The organism is Caenibius sp. WL (genome assembly GCF_019803445.1).
Classification (GTDB): domain Bacteria; phylum Pseudomonadota; class Alphaproteobacteria; order Sphingomonadales; family Sphingomonadaceae; genus Caenibius.
Genome location: NZ_CP081844.1, coordinates 28,934 through 47,289, shown reverse-complemented (window position 1 = coordinate 47,289; position 18,356 = coordinate 28,934). Strand labels below are relative to the sequence as shown.

Genomic DNA, 18,356 nt, shown 5'->3' with positions numbered 1-18,356 from the left:
CAAAGACCATGGCAATCGAGATCACACGGTGAAGCACCTGTCCATCCCTGCGCCGCGCCAGGCCTCCATCCCGGTGGCGCGTGAACTGCTGGGTTATGTCGTGGCGGCGGGCGGCGATGCGGAAGCGCTGGTGCGGCGCGCGGGCCTCTCGCATCCGGCGCGGGCCTTGCTCGATCCGCGCTGGACCGGGCAACTGTCGCGGCTGGAATTTTCCGCGCTCTATGCCGAAGCCGCCTGGGCGCTCGATGGCTATGCCGCGCGGCAGGAAGGGCGCGAGCCGCTGACCAAGCAGGAATTCGACCTGTTCTGCCAGTGCCTCATCAGCTGCCGCACCCTGCGCGACGTGATCGCCCGCGCCACCGCGTTCCAGACCATGCTGATCCCGCGCATGGGCCGGCTGGAACTGGCGGAAAAGGGGGATGTCGCCGAATTCCACATGGCCACGTTCCGCACCCGGCGCAATGTCAGCGCCTACGTTTCCGATCTCACCGGCCTTTCCACCCACCACCGGTTGTTCGGCTGGCTGATCGGGGAGGATATCCGCATCCTTTCCGTCGGCTTCCGCTATCCCCAACTCGTCAGCCGTGCATGCGCCTCCGTGCTGATGCTGCATCCGGTGATCCACAACGCGGCGGAGAATTTCCTGCGCTTTCCCGCGCATTATCTCGAACTGCCGGTGATCCGCACCCCGGCGGAGCTTGAACGGCTGCTCGAACGCTTCCCCTTCGATCTGGAGGAGATCATCTCGAAAGAGGCGCTGCTATCGGAAAAGGTCCGGGTGGTGCTCCATTCCGCGCTGGCCCGCGGGGAACCGTTGCCCACCGGGCAAGCCATCGCGCGCCAGTTCCATCTCAGCCCGGCCACGCTCAAGCGGCGGCTGGCGGAAGAAGGGTTCACGCTTGGCGCGCTCAAGAACGCTTGCCGGGTCGATCTGGCCCGGGCGCTGCTGGGCGATGGCGGGCTGGCCATCGGCGATGTGGCGCAGCGCGTGGGTTTCAGCGATTCGACCACGTTCAGCCGGGCGTTCCGGCAGTGGACGGGCCATGCCCCCGGGGCGTGGCGAATGCGGGAAGAGGCACCCATGCAGCCGCTGCCTCTGGCGGATGCCGCGCCCGGCTGACAGGGGCGGGGTATGCCTACCCGTGCAGGTTTGCCCACACACTGTGCAGCACGTGAATCCGGTTGCGCCGCCACGCAAAGCGCGGGACAAGCGCGCCGGTAAAAGCGCTGGGCGGAATCGGCCGGGCGATACAATGGGTGAGGATCGTAAATGGGCGCAGGCCACAGCAAAGGCGCGGCAATCGCGCGGTGCAATCCGCCGGGTATGGCCTTTCCCGGCATGAGCCAGGCGGTGCGCTGTGGCGACAGGATCGTGGTTTCGGGGCAAGTCGCGCTGAAGGACGGGCAGGTCGCCGGCATTGGCGATGCGCAGGAACAGGCGCGGCAATGCTTCGCCAATATCGAGGCCGCATTGCAGGCCGCCGGGGCCGATCTGGCCGATATCGTCCTCGTGCGCTGCTATCTGACCGACAAGGCGGCCTATGGCGGTTATGCGGCGGTCAAGAACGCGCTGTTCGCCGAGAACCCGCCCGCTTCCACCGCCGTGATCGTGGCCGAATTGCTGCTGCCCGATCTGCTGATGGAAGTGGAAGCGGAAGCATTCGCCCCCCGGCCGGGGCAGGAGACGGCATGATGGCCGACAGCGATTTCCAGCTTTCCGAAAGCCAGCGGGCCTTTCTCGATACCGCTCTGACCAGCGGATACAGCAAGTGGTGCAACCCGGTGCTGGAAGCGGTGCGGCGCAGCCATGCGGTGATGCGCTTCCGCCCGCGCGCGGAAATGCTCACCCCGTGGGGCACGCTCAACGGTTCGGTGATGAACAGCCTGGTGGAACTGCCCTCGTTCGTCGCGCTGGTGACGGAACTGGCCGAAGGCGAACTGCCGGTGACGAGCGACATCTTCATCCAGCATGTCCGGCCGATGCCGGGCGATGCGGACTATGTGCTGGAAGGGCGCGTGCTGCGCCGCGGGCGGACGATGGCGTGGACCGATGTCGTCGCACGGGTGGACGGCAAGGAGGTTTCCTTCGCCCGGATCACCAAAAGCATCGTGGCGCGCTAGGGCATTGGGGGGAACATGGCGGAACCGATCAATCATCGCCTGCGGCTGGCCGGGCATTTGGGGCTGCGCAGCCCCGATGGCCCCTTGTTCGCGCACAGTGCCCGCTCGCCCGCGGCCAGGGATCAGCTCGATTTTCTGGCGGAGCAGGGCTTTGCCGGGGTGTTCGACGTGTTCTTCAAGCTCCGGCCGGAGGAGGAGCAGGCGGCACTGGGCGCGCGGATGGCGGAACTCGGGCTTGCCATGGGGACGTTCAACAACGATCTCGCCCACTGGGATCAACCCTTGTGGAGCAGGCGTGACGCTACGGCGCAGGCGCTGATCCGCGCCAGTGTCGAAACCAGCATCGCGGCGGCGGCGCGGGCCGGGGGCGGGGCCGCCGTATGCGTGACGGGAAGCGATCCCGCACGCTCGAAAGCCAGCCAGCTCGATGCGATGATCGCCAATCTGCGCGCCATGGCGCCGCTGGTGGAAGACGCGGGGCTGACGCTGCTGATCGAACCGGTCGCGCCCGACTGGATTCCCGGCCTGCTGGTCGACAGCCTGCCCACCGGCGTCGCCATCGTGGAGGCGGTGGGCAGCCCCGCAGTGCGCTTGCTCGCCGATACCGGCCATCTCGCGATGATGGGCGAAGACGTGGCGGATGCGCTCGCCGCGCATTGGGATGTGATCGGCGGAATCCAGATCGCCGATGTACCGGGCCGGGTGGAACCGGGGGCGGGCACGCTCGACTGGCTGGCGATTTTCGGCGCGATTGCGGATCGCGGCTATGCCGGGCTGGTGGAAGTCGAATTGCTGACCGCGCAGGACAGCGTGGCGGGGGAAGCCCATCTCCTCGCCAACCTGCGGCGGATCGATACGGATTGGAAGGAGAGAAGGGCATGACTATCGAACACCGGATGGTGGAAACCAACGGCATCAACCTGCATGTCGCGATGATGGGCGAAGGTATGCCGGTGGTGTTCTGCCATGGCTTCCCCGGCCTGTGGTATAGCTGGCGCAACCAGATGGAACCGGTGGCCAAGGCCGGTTTTCGCGCGGTGGCGGTGGATCAGCGCGGCTATGGCCGCAGCGACCGGCCGGCGGACCCGCTGGAATACGATGCCGACAAGGTGATGGACGATATGCTCGGCCTGCTCGACGCGCTGGGCGCGGACAAGGCGGTGTTCGTCGGCCACGATTTCGGGGCGCAGCAGGTTTGCAATCTCGCGGTGCGCCATCCGGACCGGGTGGCGGGCGTGGTCATCATGGCCTGCCCTTACGATTTCGACCTGGCGGGCCGGGCCGGGCACGGCAGCAAGGCCACGCAGCAGCAGCGCGGCATGGAATGGGGCGGGGGCATGCGCCCCAGCGAAGCTTTCGCCATGGCGGCGGAAAAGCATTTCCTCCACCTCCACTATTTTCAGGCGATCGGCCCGGCGGAAAAGGAACTGGGCGCGCAGCCGGGCGAAGTGCTCAAGCGGCTGTTCTGGGCGCTGAGCGGGCAGGGCGATTACAAGGATTACGTCAACCACCCCTCAGAAGGGACCGGCTATCTCGATGTTCTCGCCCCCGCGCCCGCGCTGCCCTGGCCGTGGATGAGCGAAGCCGACATGCAGTATTATGCCGACGAGTTTTCGCGCAGCGAACCCGATCTGGCCTTTATCGGCGGGCTCAATTCCTACCGCATGGCGGACCGCAACTGGGAACTGGGCGAACCCTGGGCCGATGCCAATATCGAAGTGCCCGCGCTGTTCATCGCGGGGGCGCAGGATATCGTCCTCCAGATGATCGCGCCCGATGCGCTCGAAACCCAGAAACAGCGCGTGCCCGATCTGCGCGGCACGGTGCTGATCGAGGGGGCGGGCCACTTCGTCCAGATGGAACAGCCCGAAGCGACCACCAGGGCATTGCTGGATTTCCTCGCCACATTGTGACGGAGATATCGCTTCCCTTCGTCATTCCCGCGCAGGCGGGAATCCAGTTCAACGTTGCGGCTGGATTCCCGCCTGCGCGGGAATGACGAAAAGATAGCCATGGCACCGAAGTTTGGCCCTACCGTCTATATTCTTGCGTCACGGCGCAACGGCACGCTCTACACTGGCGTAACGTCCAATCTCATCCAGCGCGTCCATCAACATCGCGAAGCCTCGACCGCGGGGTTTACCCGTGATTACGGAGTGAAGCGGCTGGTCTGGTTCGAACAGCATGCGACAATGGAGCAGGCAATCACGCGGGAAAAGCGGATCAAGAAATGGAACCGCGCCTGGAAGCTGACTCTGATAGAGACCTGCAACCCCGATTGGCGTGATCTTGCCGTATCCCTGGGCTTCGAACCGCTGCCAACAACCGGAGAATAGCGCGCGTACCCGAAGGTAACGGCCGTCAAACCCCGAAACCGGCGGAAATAAACGCCACCAGCCGGGCGAGCAGCGCATCGCGGTCGTCGGGGGTGCAGTTGCCGTCGGACAGTAGGGCGAGCCGTTCGTAATCGGCGGCGCTGTTGTGGTGCAGCACGCCGAGGGCGAAATGCAGCCGCCAGAGGATATCCTCGCGGGCAAGGTCGGGCAGGACATCGGCCAGCGCTTCGGCGAAGCGGCGCAGATGGCGCACGTCGGTGCGGATGATTTCGCGCACTTCGGCGGGGCCTTCGCGCCGGGCGCGGTTGAGATAAGTGAGCGCGGTGCGCCGCTCGTCGCTGCTCCACAGCGTGGGCGGTTCGATCAGGGCGCGCAGGATGCCGCGCGCGCTGGGCGGCTTTTCGGCCAGCGCCGCGCGCAGCATCGCCTGCCGTTCCTGATTCAGTTCGCCCGCGCGGGTGCGGAACACTTCCATCAGCAGTTCGTGCTTGGACCGGTAGTGGTAATTGATCGCACCGAGGTTCACCCCGGCGCGCGCCGTGATGTCGCGCGAGGAGACCGCTTCGAAGCCGCGTTCGGCCACCAGCTCTTCTGCGGCAAGGAAGATGCGCCATCGTGGGCTGGCATACCCGGCGCGATTTTCCGTTGTTTTCCCGGCCATTGTGGCCTTGCTAGCAGTCATCGGCGCTCCCTGGCGGCAAAATCGGTGGTTGACACGAATCGCCCTTTGTCCAAACAAGTGTTTGATACGAACGTTGGGAATGTCAATGAAAGCTGTAATCTGCCGGGAATTCGCCCCCGTCGACGCACTGGAAATCGGCGCTTTCGCAGCGCCCGCCGTGGCGCCGGGCGCGCTGCTGATCGATGTGCGGGCCGCCGGGGTGAATTTCCCCGATGGCCTGATGGTGCAGGGAAAATACCAGACCAAGCCGCCCGTGCCGTTCGTGCCGGGCAGCGAACTGGGCGGGATCGTGCGCGCGGTGGGCGAAGGCGTCAGCGGTTTTGCCGTGGGCGACCGGATCGTGGCCTTCAGCGGCACCGGCGGCTTTGCGCAGCAGGCGGTGGTGCCCGCCCCGCAGGCGTTCCCGGTGCCGGCGGAAGCGGACCTGGTGGTGGCCTCGGGCATGCTCATCACTTACGGCACGTCCTATCACGCGCTGAAAGACCGGGCGGCGCTCAAGCCCGGTGAAACCCTGCTGGTGCTGGGCGCGGCGGGCGGGGTCGGCCTGGCGGCGGTGGAACTGGGCGCGCTGATGGGCGCGCGGGTGATCGCGGCGGCATCGACCGACGAGAAGCTGGCGCTGGCACGCGAATACGGCGCGGCCGAAACGATCAACTATACGACCGAGGATTTCCGCGAACGGATCAAAGAACTGACCGGCGGCAAAGGCGTGGACGTGGTGTACGATCCGGTCGGCGGCGATCTGACCGTGCCCGCGATCAAGTCGCTCGCCTGGTATGGGCGGCTGCTGGTGGTCGGTTTCGCCGCCGGGCAGATTCCGCAAATTCCCGCCAACCTGCTGCTGCTCAAGAGCGCATCGGCGGTGGGCGTGCTGTGGGGCAATTCGCTGCGCGCCGATCCGGTGCATCACGCAGGCAATATCGCGCAGCTGCTCGACTGGCTGGCGGCGGGCAAGATCAAGCCTGAGGTGGATACCATTTTCCCGCTCGACCGGGCGGTTGAAGCCATCAATCACGTAATGGAACGGCGCGCGCAGGGCAAAGTGATCCTGACCATGACCGCCGAAGGAGACACGCAATGAACGCTATGGTGACATTCAGCACACGGGGCCCGATTGCCGAAGCGCTGGTCGACAATCCCCCCGTCAATGCCACCTCCGCCGGGGTGCGGCAGGGGCTGGTCGATGCGTTGCAGGCGTTCAACGCCGATGCGGAACTCAAGGTCCTGATCGTGCGCTGCGCGGGCCGCACGTTCATCGCGGGCGCGGATATCAAGGAATTCGGCAAGCCGATGGTCGGCCCGAATCTGACCGAAGCCATCGCCATGCTCGACGCCTGCGAAAAGCCGGTGGTCGCGGCGGTGCACGGCACCGTGCTGGGCGGCGGCTTCGAAGTGGCGCTGGCGTGCCATTATCGCATTGCCGATCCGGCCACGCGGTTCGGTTTCCCCGAAGTGAAGCTCGGCCTGCTGCCGGGCGCTGGCGGCACGCAGCGCACACCGCGCCTGGCGGGGTTGGCCACGACGATCGATCTCGTTACTACGGGCAAGCAGATCAATGCGAAGAAAGCGCTCGAATCCGGCCTGATCGACCGGATCGCCGGAGGCGATCTGGCGGAAGCCGCGCATGCCTATGCCGCCGAACTCGTCGCTGCGGGCGTGGGGCCGCGCAGTGCGGGCAATCTGCCGATGCCGGAAGACGATCCGGCGTTGTTCGAAGAGGCGCGCAAGAATCTCGCCCGCACCATGCGCGGCCAGACCGCGCCGCTGCTCGCGCTCGATGCCATTCGCCTCGGCTATGACTATCCTTTCCCCGAAGCGCTGGAGCGCGAATATGCGCTGTGCAAGGAAGCCATCGCCGGGCCGCAGTCCAAGGCGCTGCGCCATGTGTTCGTTGCCGAACGCGAAGTTGCCCGCGTGCCGGGCCTGCCCGCCGACGTCACTGCGCGCGACGTGAACGCAGTCGGTGTGATCGGGCTGGGCGTGATGGGTCGGGGCATCGTGATGGCGGTTGCCGCCGCCGGGATTCCGGTGGTCGCCGTGGGCCTCGATGACGAACACGTGGCCAAGGCCGTGGGCGCCATCGAGAAGATGTGGGGCTCCACGGTCAAGAAGGGCCGGATGAGCCAGGAACAGATGGACCGGCAACTGGCGCTTATCACCCGCAGCACCGATCCGGCCGATCTCGGCGCGGTCGATCTGGTGATCGAAGCGGTGACCGAAGACCTCGCCACCAAGGAAGCGGTGTTCGCCCAACTGGGCAAGGTCACCAAACCGGGCACGATTCTGGCCAGCAACACCTCGTTCCTCAATATCGAGAAACTGGCCGATGCCTCGGGCCGCGCGGAAGACGTGTGCGGGATGCACTTCTTCAACCCGGCCAATGTCATGCGCCTGCTCGAAAATGTCCGGGCGGAACGCACCGATCCGGCCGTGGTCGCCACGATCATGGATTTCGGCAAGCGGATCGGCAAGCTCTCCGTCCTGTCAGGCGTGTGCGACGGGTTCATCGTCAACCGCATGCTGTCCAAGCGGTCGCGCGAAGGCTTCTTCCTGGTGGAAGAAGGCGCCGCCCCCGCAGTGGTGGACAAGGCGGTGCAGGGCTTCGGGTTCCCGATGGGGCCGTTCGCGCTGGGCGATCTGGCGGGCCTCGACGTGCAGGCCGCCGCGCGCAAATCGCGGGCGGCCAGCGCCTCCCCGCGCGAACTGCGCGCCGATTTCGTCGAACAGATGGTGGCGCAGGGCAACCTTGGCCAGAAGACCGGCTCGGGCTGGTACACCTATGACGAAAACCGCAAGGCAAGCCATAACCCGGCCACCGACGCCATGATCGCCGCCCATGCCGAAAAGCACGGCCTGGCCCTGCGCGAAATCGGCGAGCAGGAAACGATCGAACGCCTCGTCTATGCCATGGTCAACGAAGGCGCGAAAATCCTCGGCGAAGGCGTGGCTGCCCGTCCGCAGGATATCGATGTGGCGATGATCAACGGCCTCGGTTTCCCGGCCTATACCGGCGGGCCGATGTTCTGGGCCGACCAGATCGGGCTCGACAAGGTTCTTGCTCGGATCGAGGAATTCCGCAGCCAGCATGGCGACGAATACTGGACGCCCGCGCCGCTGCTCGTCGAGCGCGTGCGCGAAGGCAAGGGGTTCTACGCATGACCATCGGTTTCGAACACAACGCGAAGACCGCCGACCTGCTGGCGCGCCTGCGCGCGTTCATGGCGGAACATATCTACCCCAACGAAAAGCTCTATTATCAGCAGAAGGCCGAAGGGGACCGCTGGGCCCCCGTGCCGCTGATCGACGAGTTGAAGGCCAAGGCCAAGGCGGAAGGGCTGTGGAACCTGTTCCTCCCCGAATCCCGGCACGGCGCGGGGCTGACCAATCTCGAATACGCTCCGCTGTGCGAGGAAATGGGCCGCGTCCATTTCTCACCGCAGGTGTTCAACTGCCAGGCGCCCGACACCGGCAACATGGAAACGCTGGAACGCTTCGGGACGGAGGAGCACAAGCAGCGCTGGCTCGAACCGATGCTGGACGGCAGGATGCGTTCGTCCTTCGTGATGACGGAGCCGGGCGTGGCCTCGTCGGACGCCACCAATATCGAAAGCTCGATCGTGCGCGATGGCGATGAATATGTCATCAACGGGCGCAAGTGGTGGATTTCCGGGATCGGGGAACGCGATTGCCAGATCCTGATCTTCATGGGCAAGACCGATCCCACCGCTGAAAAGCACAAGCAGCAATCGATGATCCTGATCCCGCGCGATACGCCGGGGATCACCGTCGTCCGCCCGATGACGCTGTTCGGCTATGACGATGCGCCGCACGGGCACATGGAAATGATTTTCGACAACGTCCGTGTTCCGGCATCGAACATGCTGCTGGGCGAAGGGCGCGGGTTCGAAATCGCGCAGGCCCGCCTCGGGCCGGGCCGCATCCACCACTGCATGCGCCAGATCGGCATGGCCGAACGCGCGCTGGAGGCGATGTGCAAGCGGGTCAAAAGCCGGGTGGCATTTGGCAAGCCGCTGGCGGAACAGGGCGTCATTATCGAACGGATCGCCAATTCGCGCATCCTGATCGATCAGGCGCGCCTGCTAACGCTGCACGCCGCGCACAAGATGGACACGGTGGGCAACAAGGCGGCCAAGGCCGAAATCGGCATGATCAAGGTGGCTGCGCCCAACATGGCCTGCCAGGTGATCGACTGGGCGATCCAGGCGCATGGCGCGGCTGGGCTGAGCCAGGATTTCTTCCTCGCCGAATACTACGCCCATGCCCGCAAGATCCGTTTTGCCGACGGGCCGGACGAAGTGCACCGCCACCAGATCGGCCGGCTCGAACTCGTCAAGCACGGGTGAGCGGACCGATGGCGGACGATACTTCCGACCGTTTCCGGCTGGACCTCGCGCGGCTCGATCCGTGGCTGCGCGAACGGTTCCCGGAACTGACCGGCGCAATCTCGGCGAAGAAGTTCGCGGGCGGGCAATCGAACCCGACTTATGCGATCCTCGTCGATGGCCAGCCGCGCATGGTCCTGCGCAAGAAGCCGCCCGGCGTGCTGTTGCCGTCCGCCCATGCGGTGGAGCGGGAATACAAGGTCACGGCGGCGCTGGCTGGCACGGGTGTGCCCGTTGCCCGCCCGCTGGCGCTGTGCGAGGACCCGGAAGTGGTCGGCACGCCGTTCTTCGTGATGGAGCATGCTTCGGGCCGCAATTTCTGGGATGCGCGCCTGCCCGATATGCAACCGGCGGAGCGTGCGGCGATTTATGACGCGATGATCACCGTGCTGGCGCGGCTCCACGCGGTCGATCCGGTGGCCGTGGGGCTGGCCGATTTCGGCAAGCCCGGCAATTACTTCGCGCGGCAGGTCGGCCGCTGGACCAGACAGTACCGGGCGACCGAAACGCAGACCATCGAAGCGATGGACCGGCTGATCGAATGGCTGCCGGCCAACGATCCGGGGCTGGAAGAAAGCCGCGTGGTCCATGGCGATTATCGCAACGACAATCTGATCTTCCATCCCGAACGGCCCGAAGTGATCGCGGTGCTCGATTGGGAACTCTCCACGCTCGGCCATCCGCTCGCCGACCTAGCCCAGCATGTCATGGCCTGGCGGGTGAATGCCGAAGGGTTCCGGGGGCTCTCGGATTCCGATCTGCCCGCGCTCGGCATCCCGTCGGAACAGGCCTATCTCGCGCGCTATCAGGAACAGACGGGGGCGGGGCCGATCGATCCTGCGCACTGGCGCTATGCGCTGGCTTTCGCGTTGTTCCGCAACGCCGGCATCCGGCAGGGCGTTTACAAGCGCGCGCTGGAAGGTAACGCGTCGAGCGAGGCCGCCGCACTGCACGGCGCGAAAGCGGCGCAGATCGCCGCGCTCGGCTGGCGCATCGCCTGTGGCGAGGACGACGCCCGGATGTGATCGCCGCCTGCCGCTTGCCCGAAGCGAAGATCGTATGACGGACAGCGCCCCATTGTGTGAATGGCGGTTGACGAAGCCGGTCGAATGATGGCAAGCGGGCCGCGGCTGAGCGGGTATAGCTTAGTGGTAAAGCCCTAGCCTTCCAAGCTAGTTAGGCGGGTTCGATTCCCGCTACCCGCTCCAATTTCCAGACCGCTGACGTTCGTATTCGTCTGGACAAACCCCAAGAATCCTAGGTATTTTACCTCTCGTTAGGCCGCTAGCGTTCGCCTTCTTCCGCTGAAAGCCGCCACTCTGTGGGGGTAGTTCTTGGGGGCTTTCTGCAAATGGCCAATGCGATACCCCCTTTGTTGGGGTATCTCGGGGGTACAGGTCCCGGAGGGTTGGGAAAGCACATGGCGCTTACAGATGTGGCCATCAGGAAAGCAAAGCCGGGAGCCAAGGCCGTCAAGATGACGGACGGTGCTGGGATGTTCCTCCTGGTCACACCTGCCGGGGGTAAGCTGTGGCGGCTCAAGTACCGGATCGATGGCCGTGAGAAGTTGTTGGCCATGGGGGCATACCCAGACGTTAGTCTGAGCGAAGCCCGCAGGCGTCGGGGACGAAGCCCGCGAACTGATCGCGGCGGGCAAGGATCCCTCGCGGGAGAAACAGCGCGATAAGGCCCGAGCGCGGACGGAAGCGGCAAACACCTTCAATATGATCGCTGTGGAGTATTGCGAGAAGCGCAAGCGCGATGGCGAGAAGGGCTGGGCTCCTGCCACGGCCAGCCGCAGCGAGTACCTGCTGGGCCTGCTTAGAGGCTCCGTCGGCCAGATGCCTATCACGGATATCGAGCCAGCGGATATTCTTGAGACGGCGTAGCGCTTCCAAGGTTGAATTGATAATAGCATCCGTGACGAGGGGATTATCGATCAACAGATTATTGGCGAAGAATGTCCGGCCTTTGATATAGATGTAGCGCTGGTTCAAGCTTACCACGGTTTTCAAAGCGGCGGCGGATATCTCCAGATCACCCTGTTCGCCAGCCCTGCGAGCAAACGCGACGGCTTGTTCGATCGTGTCCCTCAAAACACGGTCCCAGTTCGGGCTTGCATCCAGAATTACGCGCCGGTTGACATCTAGCTCCTGCCCTACCGACTGGGTCAGATGCGCAGTCGTCCAGCGAATGTGACGGTCTATGCTTTCCAACTGCCGGTCGGCGCGTCGATACATCAGGCCCAATTGCTGAAACGGATTCACAAGATGTAGCGAGCGGCGGTAGGCAAAAAGAAGCAAGCGAAGCACGGCGACGACCGCCCCCACTTCGAGCATGACGATCGCCGCCACCCAATTGGCTTTGGATATCAGTGACAAGGACGCCCCACCGATCGCTACAAAAAACGAGAGCGCGAAAGCCGTCATTAACTTCCAGTCAGAGCTAAATCGCTGGAATAGCCCGTAGGGCAAACGCTCGACATTCACCTGAATGGCAAACAGCACAAACGAGGAAGCAATGGCAGTCGCCCCGATAATCGCGCTGCCGATGGTTACGGTCAGCGTTTGCAGGCTGGCGACAACAGGAGCGCTGATATGGGGCGATAACCACGACTGAAGATACCTGCATGACGTTGCGGCAACCACTGCTGAAATAAGCCAGATGGCGATTTCAATCCGCGCGGCACGCTTGCGCCCAAAGGACCGAACGCCATAAATAGCCTTGGCTAGGTGTGGAACCGTCCATGCCCACAAACGCATCCAATTCTGTTTGATCTTCTCCCTCATGGCCGCATTCTTTCACACCTAATCGAAGCAATCTATCCGATTGATCGCGCCCGAAAGAAATAGAACAGCCGACGCGGCATTCTGGCTTGAGTTGGCGGGTCACGTTTCCAGAGCATGGAATGAGCAGTCTGATAGCGACACAAATAACCGTTACACCTAGAGCGATAGTGTCGAATTTTCCGCGTAGGCACAGACGTGTCTGGAAATCCAGATAACTAACTGAAACTTCAAACAGAAACTGAGGGTGCGAGCGGTGTCTGGGTTCGAAAAAGCGGTCCCTGAGCGCTTACCCCTTTCAAAACGCTCCGGTAGGACCCGCAAATTTCTGCCGGTCGCTTCCGTCCGCCCCCCTCTTGCCAACCGAAAACCCCTGGCGGAGATCAATTACCGCGTTGACTCCGGTTTGGGCATGGGAGCACGTTAGCGATGGCCGTCAGGGGGACAGCCGTATCCGGGGGGATGTTCATGAAAGTTGTATACTGGGCCGCATGTTCGGCTGCGATCGTGATGACTGTACCTGCTTGGGGCCAGGTTGGAGATGCTTCCATGCAAGCAGTAGTTGCTGCTGCGCCGGCAAGCCAAACTGTTGCGGTCCTCGAGCCGGTTGCCCAGCCCAATATTCTCAGGGCGGGCGCCGAGATCCCTCTTATCATGCGGGAAGAGCTCACGACTAAAAAGAAGAAGCTTAGGGTCGGGCAGCGTTTCCAGATGGAAGTCGCATCGAATGTGACCATGAACGGGGTCACGGTTATCCCGGCGGGTACTCCGGCTATCGGAGAAATCACCGAAGTCCGTAACAAGGGCATGTGGGGCAAGTCGGGATATATCGGAGCGCGTATCGTGTCTCTGCGGCTTGGTGATCGTCATATTCGACTGACAGGGACGTTCGATGACAAGGGCGTGACCGGCACCGGAGGAGTTGTCGCATCTATCGCGCTGATCCCGATTGCAGGCTTCTTCACCACTGGCACCAGTGCGATGATTGCAAGCGGGGCGGGTGTGAAAGGTTTTCTCGACGAAGACATCGCTTTTCGGCCCGTTGCCGTGCAACCGCAGGTGCTTGAGGTCCCGGTGACGCCAGCTACACCCGCGGCGGCAGGCGTAGTTCCCGCATCGGCTTCGGCACCTTAAGAAGTCCCTGGACCAGCTCCCCAAGAGGAGCGGAGTTAAAGGAGAGAGCAATGCCCACACGCCAGCAAATCGAACAGGCCATGCATACGCACTTCGATGCATGGAATGCGAAGGACCGTTCGCGGTGGGAGGCCAACTTCGCGCCCGATATCGTGTTTGAAGATCCCGTCGGCGGACCGACAAAGATCGGGCTTGAAGCCGTCAAGCTAAGCTGGGACAACTCGTTCAAGGATGGGCAAATCTGGCACATCGAACCCGTGCTTATGCAGATTTGCTCCGATCAGGCCGCCTGCCATGTTCGCAGTACGGGCATGATCAATGGCGAGAAGATCGTGATCGAAGGGATCGAGGTCTACACGATCGATGAGGCCGGCAAAGTGGCTTACATTCGCACTTGGTTCACGCCACCCGAAGGCATGATGCTCGATCCGTATTTCATGGGAGCTCACGCTGCTGATTGAGCCAACAGTTTCTTCGATGTCCACTTGGGTAAAGTGAAAGAACTGAAAGCGAGTATGCCGTTTTACCTTGTGAGAGGAAGTGCGAATTTTGGCGGAATTGCGCTACTTCATGCGGGATAGGAGCAACTCAAGGATGTCGATCTGCACCACAACGAAAAACGTTTAGGCATATGCGTTGGACAATATTCGCACTCGCTGTGACGCTTTCCACTGCATCACAGGCTCATACGCAGGAAGAGTCCAGCCCCACCAATCCCGCGCAGGAAGCACCTGAGCACACTGACGCTGCTGTGGTATCATTTTCTGTAAAGGTGGGCGTCGATGGACTGCCCAAATCGTGCGAAGTCATCAAGATTATCGGCGATCCGAAGTTTGCTAGCGTAACGTGCACCCTGATAATGAGGAGGGCAAAATTCAAACCGGAAATGGTAAACGGTAAGCCCGTAGAAGGAACATACGGCAGCGTAGTACGCTACCGAAATCCACCTGGTAAAACTGCAACACCCGCCAGCAATGAGGGTGTGTGAGTAAAGACTGTGGCGATGGGACAGGGGGATTTTATGCGTTGGGGGATCGCATGGAGTTAAAGTGGAAGTGGTTCTGGCGGGCGCTCGGGGTGCTCGGTGCGATAACGATGGTAGTCAAGTTAGCTGAAGCGTGGGCCAGCCTAAGGGCTGTGAAGGTCGAGCCAGTTGCCAAGGGTCAAGCGCTGCCGGATGGTCTTGATATTATAGCCATCCAACTCGATATTTTGAGCTTGATTATTGCGGTGGCCAGCATTGGGCTCGGCCTGGCTGGCTTCATCGGATATCAGTCCATCAAGTCGGCGGCGATATCGAAAGCCGACGAGGTGGCGACTAATGCCATGGCTGCGATCAATGCGAAGAAGGATGGCGATGAAGGGTTGAGCGGTGTCAATCAGCCAGCGACATTCGATCTAGCCAGTGTTATAGAGGTGGAACGAAAGGAGGACGGAGATGAGCGGAATTCTTGAAGCTGAACGCATCATTCGTGCGCACCAACAACGCGCACCCGTCCAAACTCTCGATATCGCCGCGGCCCTTGGATTGAAGGTCTATCACGTCAAGGATTGGGATGACGATATTTCCGGTCTGATCCGTAAGGACGACAAGCTTGGCGGACCGAGCGGATACGCGATTTTCGTCAACGGGAACCATCCTAAGGTTCGCCGTCGGTTCACAACTGCCCACGAGATCGCGCACTTCGCATTACATAAATCGCTCATCGGTGACGGGATCACCGATGACGGACTGTACCGTTCGAAGTTGAGCGGTACGATAGAGACGCAGGCCAACCGCATGGCGGCTGACATACTCATGCCGTGGCATTTGATCCGCGAAGCTACGGATAACGGTCTTTCGACCGTCGCTGAATTAGCGCGACACTTTGAGGTGTCGCGGAGCACCATGTCGATCCAACTTGGCGTACCTTACGAAACGAACAAAGCCGATGCAGCTTAACTAACCCCGCTCCGGCGGGGTTTTCACGAGCCATCAATCTCCCGTAGGCCTTCCTCCCAGCTTTTCAGGTACGCGATCTTCCTGTCACCGTCCCATAGCTCGGCAACGCGTCCGGGGGTGGTGTAGATCGGAGGGTTGAGAGCGGCGGAAACATCGGGTGCTTCACACTCGACCCGCTGTGCCTTGCCAATGCCATCACGCAGGAACACAAGGGAGTAGGTAACCATGGCTGTTTCCTTGCTCCCCGTTCACAGGGAACATACCACAGTTGACCCTTGATATCGGGTCGGCTCATCGTGCTGATCCGCCCGATCGTCGATGAAGTGCTTGTTCCGCTCGCCGAACCGTGGCCGTGACGGTTTCATGAGGGGGAGATACCGTCACGACCATGCCAGAGATGGGGTGTTGTGGCGGTATTTTAAGGCCCCCTAACTCCGCCCCTTCAGGGCAGTTCTCGCTTGAACCCTTCCCATGCCGCTGCACCGTGTTCGTCGAGAAACGTTGACGGCTTGCCGAGCGGCACAGTAGACAGGTCTTCACGATTTGCGTGTCGTCCGGGATCTTTGGCGGCAGCGCCTGTGATGTCTGCCTTCGCTACCGACGGCGCTCCCTGTGAATTGTTCTCGGCTTAATCGTCCATCATGCGACGGAGATGGTATGAAGTTCTTGATTGGCTTGAACGGTCCCGCCTACGCATTGCTGCGCATCGTCAGCGGCCTGCTGTTTCTCTCGCACGGTGTTCAGAAATTCTTCAATTTTCCGGCACCATTTCCGATGAAGTTGAACCCCTTGCTCACTTCCGCCGGCATCATCGAGCTGGTGGCTGGGACACTGATTATGATCGGTTTTGCCACACGGCCTGCTGCCTTCATCGCCAGTGGTATGGCGGCTGTTGGCTACTGGCTGACGCACGCGACCAAGGGGATATATCCAATCACCAACGGCGGCGAGACAATCGCGCTTTACTGCTTCGTTTTTCTGTTCATTGCGACGCAGGGCCCAGGCATCTGGAGCGTATCAAAAAAGTAGCCGTAGTTGGCGTGCTCAGTTCTGATCCGTTCCATACCTCCTCCACCGCCATCCCTGCCTTAACCGTGACATAGGATAGGTCCCAACTGCCCGGCAGCACTCAAGAGGGCCGCCACGCATCGCGAGTATCTACGCGGGACGACGTTAGCTGATCAGTTCGGCTGCTTGGTCACGCGAACCAGGGACCAGTCGTATCCCAATTCCTTCGCCCTGTTTTCAAGCATTGCCATCATCTCCGGCGCTGGCCGGGCTGTGCGAGTGAGCGCCCACAGATACCGACCGGATGGTTCACCGACGAGGGACCATTCGTAGTTCTCTCCGTGATCCAAGACCCAATAGTCGCCATAAAACGGGCCGAAAAACGATACTTTGAGCTTCGCGTTGGTCGTGGGATCAACGATCTTCGCCTTGCCCGTCGATTGCTTGAATTTACCGTTTGGCTTTTGCCCCCGGTTTACCACCTTCACGGTGCCGTCATCGTTCAGGGAGTAGTCGGCAGTGACCGCGTCCATGTCTTTCTGGAACGATGCTTCGTAACGGAATTGCTCGTACCAGCGTCCCATGTACTTATTAACATCGACCCGTTTGACGGGTTCAGGAACCGCGTGGTTGCCAACAGGGCCAGGGCGAGGAATGACTGCACACGCAGTTGTGGCCAGAAGGGCACCGATCAGGCCTGTTGTGGCAAGGTACTTCCTGTTCATAGAGAATCGATCCTTAGGCTTGATGCCGAGGCCGAAACGCTCATTTTGGGAAAAGGTTGCCCAACCCTCGTTGCCGCTCCGGCGTTGCCGAAGGCTCCAGCTCTTGAGACATTGGAGCGTATGTGGTCCCGTTGTGGCGGGATGCTTGAGGCGGTTATCGCGCCACCCAGCACGCAGCGTACGTGCCCACGACAGGCGGCTCCATCCGCCATAATCAATCGCCATCAAGAGCGTTTGGGGGTAGGATTGGGGGTATCCTGCGATAGAGGATATCCCAGAATGGCGAAGTTTCTGGGCTTCTATCCTATTTTGCGGTTCCCGCTACCTCGAAATTATGCGCTCTTTGATAGGGTTAGCCATTATTATTGACGGCACGACCCCAGTGGCGCGTGGCGGTTATCCCAGTTCGCTGGTGCCCGCCCCGATGATCGCGGGATCGCCGGTCTGGCTGGCCCAGCGGGCATCGCGGCGGACGATCCGCCAGCCTGCTGCGCGCCGTTCCCACTGGTCGATGTATTCGCCGTTGGAATCGAACACCGGGCCCGCGTGATCGCCGGTCCGCTGGTGGCGGGCCTGGACATAGGCGCGGCTGGTGGCGCGGTCGCCGTCGACATCGACCAGGATGCTGCCGATCAGGTGCTGCGTGCCGCCGCATTTGTCGAGGAAGCGGGTCATGTTGGTGCGCAGTTCGGCCATGCCGCGCTGTTCCACGCCGGTGCCGTAATCGAAGCTGAGATCGTCGGCGAAGACATCGCCCAGTTCGTCCCAGCTCTTGGTGTCGAGAATCCGGGCGAAGCGGGACAGCCCGCGGGTGATTTCCCGCTCGTCGAGCAGGGCTTGGAGGGCGTCATTCATAGTATTGCTCCCATCGGGCTGGTGTGTTCTTCGACCACGACCATGCGCGTGGCCGCGCCATCGCACATCATCGCTTCGTCTTCGGCAAGGCGTCTGGCGATTTCGGAGTCCGTCGCGCGGGCGAGGAAACGCTGGTGCGCCTCATGATCGGGCAGCCAGATTTCGGTGATGACATCGAAATCGATCGGGCTGCCGTCGGCCGCGGGGAATGCGCCGCCCGGCTGCACGAAGCTGCGCCGGTATTCGACAATGCCCGGTAGAAGCGAGAGCACCAGCGGCGCATGCCTGGTTTCGTAATAGGCGATGAAATCCTCCCGCGAGAGGTCGGCGCGTTTCCTGAGCAGCGCGATGCATTTGATCATGG

The 18,356-nt window shown here is 62.1% G+C and carries 23 protein-coding genes and 1 tRNA gene; 18 read left to right on the top strand and 6 right to left on the bottom strand.

What is annotated here, in order from left to right; translation table 11 throughout:
- Positions 1-28: 28 nt before the first annotated feature.
- The 6 genes from K5X80_RS00290 to K5X80_RS00265 all read left to right on the top strand — a co-directional run bounded on the left by K5X80_RS00290 (position 29) and on the right by K5X80_RS00265 (position 4,457).
- Positions 29-1,120 (top strand): helix-turn-helix transcriptional regulator, encoded by a 1,092-nt coding sequence (locus K5X80_RS00290; protein WP_222558887.1) that lies wholly within the window; start codon positions 29-31, stop codon positions 1,118-1,120.
- Positions 1,121-1,270: 150 nt separating this feature from the next.
- The gene (locus K5X80_RS00285; RefSeq protein WP_222558886.1) at positions 1,271-1,693 is read left to right on the top strand and encodes a RidA family protein; all 423 of its coding nucleotides are present in this window, start codon (positions 1,271-1,273) and stop codon (positions 1,691-1,693) included.
- A complete protein-coding gene (locus K5X80_RS00280) occupies positions 1,690-2,121 on the top strand; it encodes a PaaI family thioesterase (RefSeq protein ID WP_222558885.1) in 432 nt (143 codons plus the stop codon). Before K5X80_RS00285 ends, K5X80_RS00280 begins: the two co-directional genes overlap by 4 nt.
- Before the next feature lie 15 nt (positions 2,122-2,136).
- Entirely contained in the window at positions 2,137-3,003 is an 867-nt protein-coding gene (locus K5X80_RS00275) for a sugar phosphate isomerase/epimerase family protein (RefSeq protein WP_222558884.1), read from the top strand.
- Positions 3,000-4,034 (top strand): alpha/beta fold hydrolase, encoded by a 1,035-nt coding sequence (locus K5X80_RS00270; RefSeq protein ID WP_222558883.1) that lies wholly within the window; start codon positions 3,000-3,002, stop codon positions 4,032-4,034. Before K5X80_RS00275 ends, K5X80_RS00270 begins: the two co-directional genes overlap by 4 nt.
- 99 nt (positions 4,035-4,133) lie before the next feature.
- On the top strand, positions 4,134-4,457 hold the full coding sequence (locus tag K5X80_RS00265) for a GIY-YIG nuclease family protein (protein ID WP_222558882.1): 324 nt from the start codon (positions 4,134-4,136) through the stop codon (positions 4,455-4,457).
- Between the two features lie 25 nt (positions 4,458-4,482).
- On the opposite strand, the gene K5X80_RS00260 is transcribed toward K5X80_RS00265, so the two are convergent.
- Entirely contained in the window at positions 4,483-5,139 is a 657-nt protein-coding gene (locus tag K5X80_RS00260) for a TetR/AcrR family transcriptional regulator (RefSeq protein ID WP_222558881.1), read from the bottom strand.
- 85 nt (positions 5,140-5,224) lie between these two features.
- On the opposite strand from K5X80_RS00260, the gene K5X80_RS00255 reads away from it, so the two are divergent.
- From K5X80_RS00255 to K5X80_RS17240, 6 genes are all read left to right on the top strand, one after another.
- A complete protein-coding gene (locus K5X80_RS00255) occupies positions 5,225-6,220 on the top strand; it encodes an NADPH:quinone oxidoreductase family protein (RefSeq protein WP_222558880.1) in 996 nt (331 codons plus the stop codon).
- Positions 6,217-8,298 carry a 3-hydroxyacyl-CoA dehydrogenase NAD-binding domain-containing protein gene (locus K5X80_RS00250; RefSeq protein WP_222558879.1) on the top strand — a complete coding sequence of 694 codons (2,082 nt, stop codon included), beginning with the start codon at positions 6,217-6,219 and terminating at the stop codon, positions 8,296-8,298. Before K5X80_RS00255 ends, K5X80_RS00250 begins: the two co-directional genes overlap by 4 nt.
- A gap of 2 nt (positions 8,299-8,300) precedes the next feature.
- Positions 8,301-9,503: an acyl-CoA dehydrogenase family protein gene (locus tag K5X80_RS00245; protein WP_502778666.1), complete on the top strand. Its 1,203-nt coding sequence runs from the start codon at positions 8,301-8,303 to the stop codon at positions 9,501-9,503.
- 8 nt (positions 9,504-9,511) lie between these two features.
- Positions 9,512-10,567 (top strand): phosphotransferase family protein, encoded by a 1,056-nt coding sequence (locus K5X80_RS00240; RefSeq protein WP_222558877.1) that lies wholly within the window; start codon positions 9,512-9,514, stop codon positions 10,565-10,567.
- 109 nt (positions 10,568-10,676) lie between these two features.
- Positions 10,677-10,750 (top strand) — tRNA-Gly (locus tag K5X80_RS00235).
- A gap of 143 nt (positions 10,751-10,893) precedes the next feature.
- A complete protein-coding gene (locus K5X80_RS17240; protein ID WP_349306069.1) occupies positions 10,894-11,229 on the top strand; it encodes an Arm DNA-binding domain-containing protein in 336 nt (111 codons plus the stop codon).
- On the opposite strand, the gene K5X80_RS00225 is transcribed toward K5X80_RS17240, so the two are convergent.
- A complete protein-coding gene (locus K5X80_RS00225) occupies positions 11,138-12,331 on the bottom strand; it encodes a hypothetical protein (protein ID WP_222558875.1) in 1,194 nt (397 codons plus the stop codon). The two genes, K5X80_RS17240 and K5X80_RS00225, sit on opposite strands and share 92 nt — an antisense overlap.
- 465 nt (positions 12,332-12,796) lie before the next feature.
- On the opposite strand from K5X80_RS00225, the gene K5X80_RS00220 reads away from it, so the two are divergent.
- The 5 genes from K5X80_RS00220 to K5X80_RS00200 all read left to right on the top strand — a co-directional run bounded on the left by K5X80_RS00220 (position 12,797) and on the right by K5X80_RS00200 (position 15,404).
- Positions 12,797-13,462: a hypothetical protein gene (locus K5X80_RS00220; protein ID WP_222558874.1), complete on the top strand. Its 666-nt coding sequence runs from the start codon at positions 12,797-12,799 to the stop codon at positions 13,460-13,462.
- 50 nt (positions 13,463-13,512) lie between these two features.
- Complete coding sequence (locus tag K5X80_RS00215; RefSeq protein WP_222558873.1) at positions 13,513-13,923, top strand: nuclear transport factor 2 family protein; 411 nt, start codon at positions 13,513-13,515, stop codon at positions 13,921-13,923.
- Between the two features lie 170 nt (positions 13,924-14,093).
- A complete protein-coding gene (locus K5X80_RS00210) occupies positions 14,094-14,450 on the top strand; it encodes an energy transducer TonB (RefSeq protein ID WP_222558872.1) in 357 nt (118 codons plus the stop codon).
- The gene (locus K5X80_RS00205; RefSeq protein WP_222558871.1) at positions 14,447-14,917 is read left to right on the top strand and encodes a hypothetical protein; all 471 of its coding nucleotides are present in this window, start codon (positions 14,447-14,449) and stop codon (positions 14,915-14,917) included. Before K5X80_RS00210 ends, K5X80_RS00205 begins: the two co-directional genes overlap by 4 nt.
- Positions 14,901-15,404, top strand: coding sequence for an ImmA/IrrE family metallo-endopeptidase (locus tag K5X80_RS00200; RefSeq protein ID WP_222558870.1), 504 nt, complete (start codon positions 14,901-14,903; stop codon positions 15,402-15,404). Before K5X80_RS00205 ends, K5X80_RS00200 begins: the two co-directional genes overlap by 17 nt.
- A gap of 23 nt (positions 15,405-15,427) precedes the next feature.
- Here the strand turns inward: K5X80_RS00200 and K5X80_RS00195 are convergent, their stop codons facing one another.
- Positions 15,428-15,631 carry a hypothetical protein gene (locus K5X80_RS00195; RefSeq protein WP_222558869.1) on the bottom strand — a complete coding sequence of 68 codons (204 nt, stop codon included), beginning with the start codon at positions 15,629-15,631 and terminating at the stop codon, positions 15,428-15,430.
- Between the two features lie 430 nt (positions 15,632-16,061).
- Here K5X80_RS00195 and K5X80_RS00190 point away from each other — a divergent pair, with 430 nt between their 5' ends.
- A complete protein-coding gene (locus tag K5X80_RS00190) occupies positions 16,062-16,433 on the top strand; it encodes a DoxX family protein (RefSeq protein ID WP_222558301.1) in 372 nt (123 codons plus the stop codon).
- A gap of 152 nt (positions 16,434-16,585) precedes the next feature.
- Here K5X80_RS00190 and K5X80_RS00185 read toward each other — a convergent pair whose 3' ends face one another.
- The 3 genes from K5X80_RS00185 to K5X80_RS00175 all read right to left on the bottom strand — a co-directional run bounded on the left by K5X80_RS00185 (position 16,586) and on the right by K5X80_RS00175 (position 18,354).
- Positions 16,586-17,362, bottom strand: coding sequence for a lipocalin family protein (locus K5X80_RS00185; protein WP_261390726.1), 777 nt, complete (start codon positions 17,360-17,362; stop codon positions 16,586-16,588).
- A 171-nt stretch (positions 17,363-17,533) separates the two neighbouring features.
- Complete coding sequence (locus tag K5X80_RS00180) at positions 17,534-17,992, bottom strand: nuclear transport factor 2 family protein (RefSeq protein WP_222558867.1); 459 nt, start codon at positions 17,990-17,992, stop codon at positions 17,534-17,536.
- A complete protein-coding gene (locus K5X80_RS00175) occupies positions 17,989-18,354 on the bottom strand; it encodes an EthD domain-containing protein (RefSeq protein WP_222558866.1) in 366 nt (121 codons plus the stop codon). Before K5X80_RS00175 ends, K5X80_RS00180 begins: the two co-directional genes overlap by 4 nt.
- Positions 18,355-18,356 lie beyond the last annotated feature (2 nt).

Excerpts from the sequence above, each read along its gene's own strand:
- K5X80_RS00285 (WP_222558886.1), top strand. The coding sequence starts at position 1,271 with ATGGGCGCAGGCCACAGCAAAGGCGCGGCAATCGCGCGGTGCAATCCG.
- K5X80_RS00280 (WP_222558885.1), top strand. The coding sequence starts at position 1,690 with ATGATGGCCGACAGCGATTTCCAGCTTTCCGAAAGCCAGCGGGCCTTT.
- K5X80_RS00275 (WP_222558884.1), top strand. The coding sequence starts at position 2,137 with ATGGCGGAACCGATCAATCATCGCCTGCGGCTGGCCGGGCATTTGGGG.
- K5X80_RS00270 (WP_222558883.1), top strand. The coding sequence starts at position 3,000 with ATGACTATCGAACACCGGATGGTGGAAACCAACGGCATCAACCTGCAT.
- K5X80_RS00265 (WP_222558882.1), top strand. The coding sequence starts at position 4,134 with ATGGCACCGAAGTTTGGCCCTACCGTCTATATTCTTGCGTCACGGCGC.
- K5X80_RS00260 (WP_222558881.1), bottom strand. The coding sequence starts at position 5,139 with ATGACTGCTAGCAAGGCCACAATGGCCGGGAAAACAACGGAAAATCGC.
- K5X80_RS00255 (WP_222558880.1), top strand. The coding sequence starts at position 5,225 with ATGAAAGCTGTAATCTGCCGGGAATTCGCCCCCGTCGACGCACTGGAA.
- K5X80_RS00250 (WP_222558879.1), top strand. The coding sequence starts at position 6,217 with ATGAACGCTATGGTGACATTCAGCACACGGGGCCCGATTGCCGAAGCG.
- K5X80_RS00240 (WP_222558877.1), top strand. The coding sequence starts at position 9,512 with ATGGCGGACGATACTTCCGACCGTTTCCGGCTGGACCTCGCGCGGCTC.
- K5X80_RS17240 (WP_349306069.1), top strand. The coding sequence starts at position 10,894 with ATGGCCAATGCGATACCCCCTTTGTTGGGGTATCTCGGGGGTACAGGT.
- K5X80_RS00225 (WP_222558875.1), bottom strand. The coding sequence starts at position 12,331 with ATGAGGGAGAAGATCAAACAGAATTGGATGCGTTTGTGGGCATGGACG.
- K5X80_RS00220 (WP_222558874.1), top strand. The coding sequence starts at position 12,797 with ATGAAAGTTGTATACTGGGCCGCATGTTCGGCTGCGATCGTGATGACT.
- K5X80_RS00215 (WP_222558873.1), top strand. The coding sequence starts at position 13,513 with ATGCCCACACGCCAGCAAATCGAACAGGCCATGCATACGCACTTCGAT.
- K5X80_RS00210 (WP_222558872.1), top strand. The coding sequence starts at position 14,094 with ATGCGTTGGACAATATTCGCACTCGCTGTGACGCTTTCCACTGCATCA.
- K5X80_RS00200 (WP_222558870.1), top strand. The coding sequence starts at position 14,901 with ATGAGCGGAATTCTTGAAGCTGAACGCATCATTCGTGCGCACCAACAA.
- K5X80_RS00195 (WP_222558869.1), bottom strand. The coding sequence starts at position 15,631 with ATGGTTACCTACTCCCTTGTGTTCCTGCGTGATGGCATTGGCAAGGCA.
- K5X80_RS00190 (WP_222558301.1), top strand. The coding sequence starts at position 16,062 with ATGAAGTTCTTGATTGGCTTGAACGGTCCCGCCTACGCATTGCTGCGC.
- K5X80_RS00185 (WP_261390726.1), bottom strand. The coding sequence starts at position 17,362 with ATGGCGATTGATTATGGCGGATGGAGCCGCCTGTCGTGGGCACGTACG.
- K5X80_RS00180 (WP_222558867.1), bottom strand. The coding sequence starts at position 17,992 with ATGAATGACGCCCTCCAAGCCCTGCTCGACGAGCGGGAAATCACCCGC.
- K5X80_RS00175 (WP_222558866.1), bottom strand. The coding sequence starts at position 18,354 with ATGATCAAATGCATCGCGCTGCTCAGGAAACGCGCCGACCTCTCGCGG.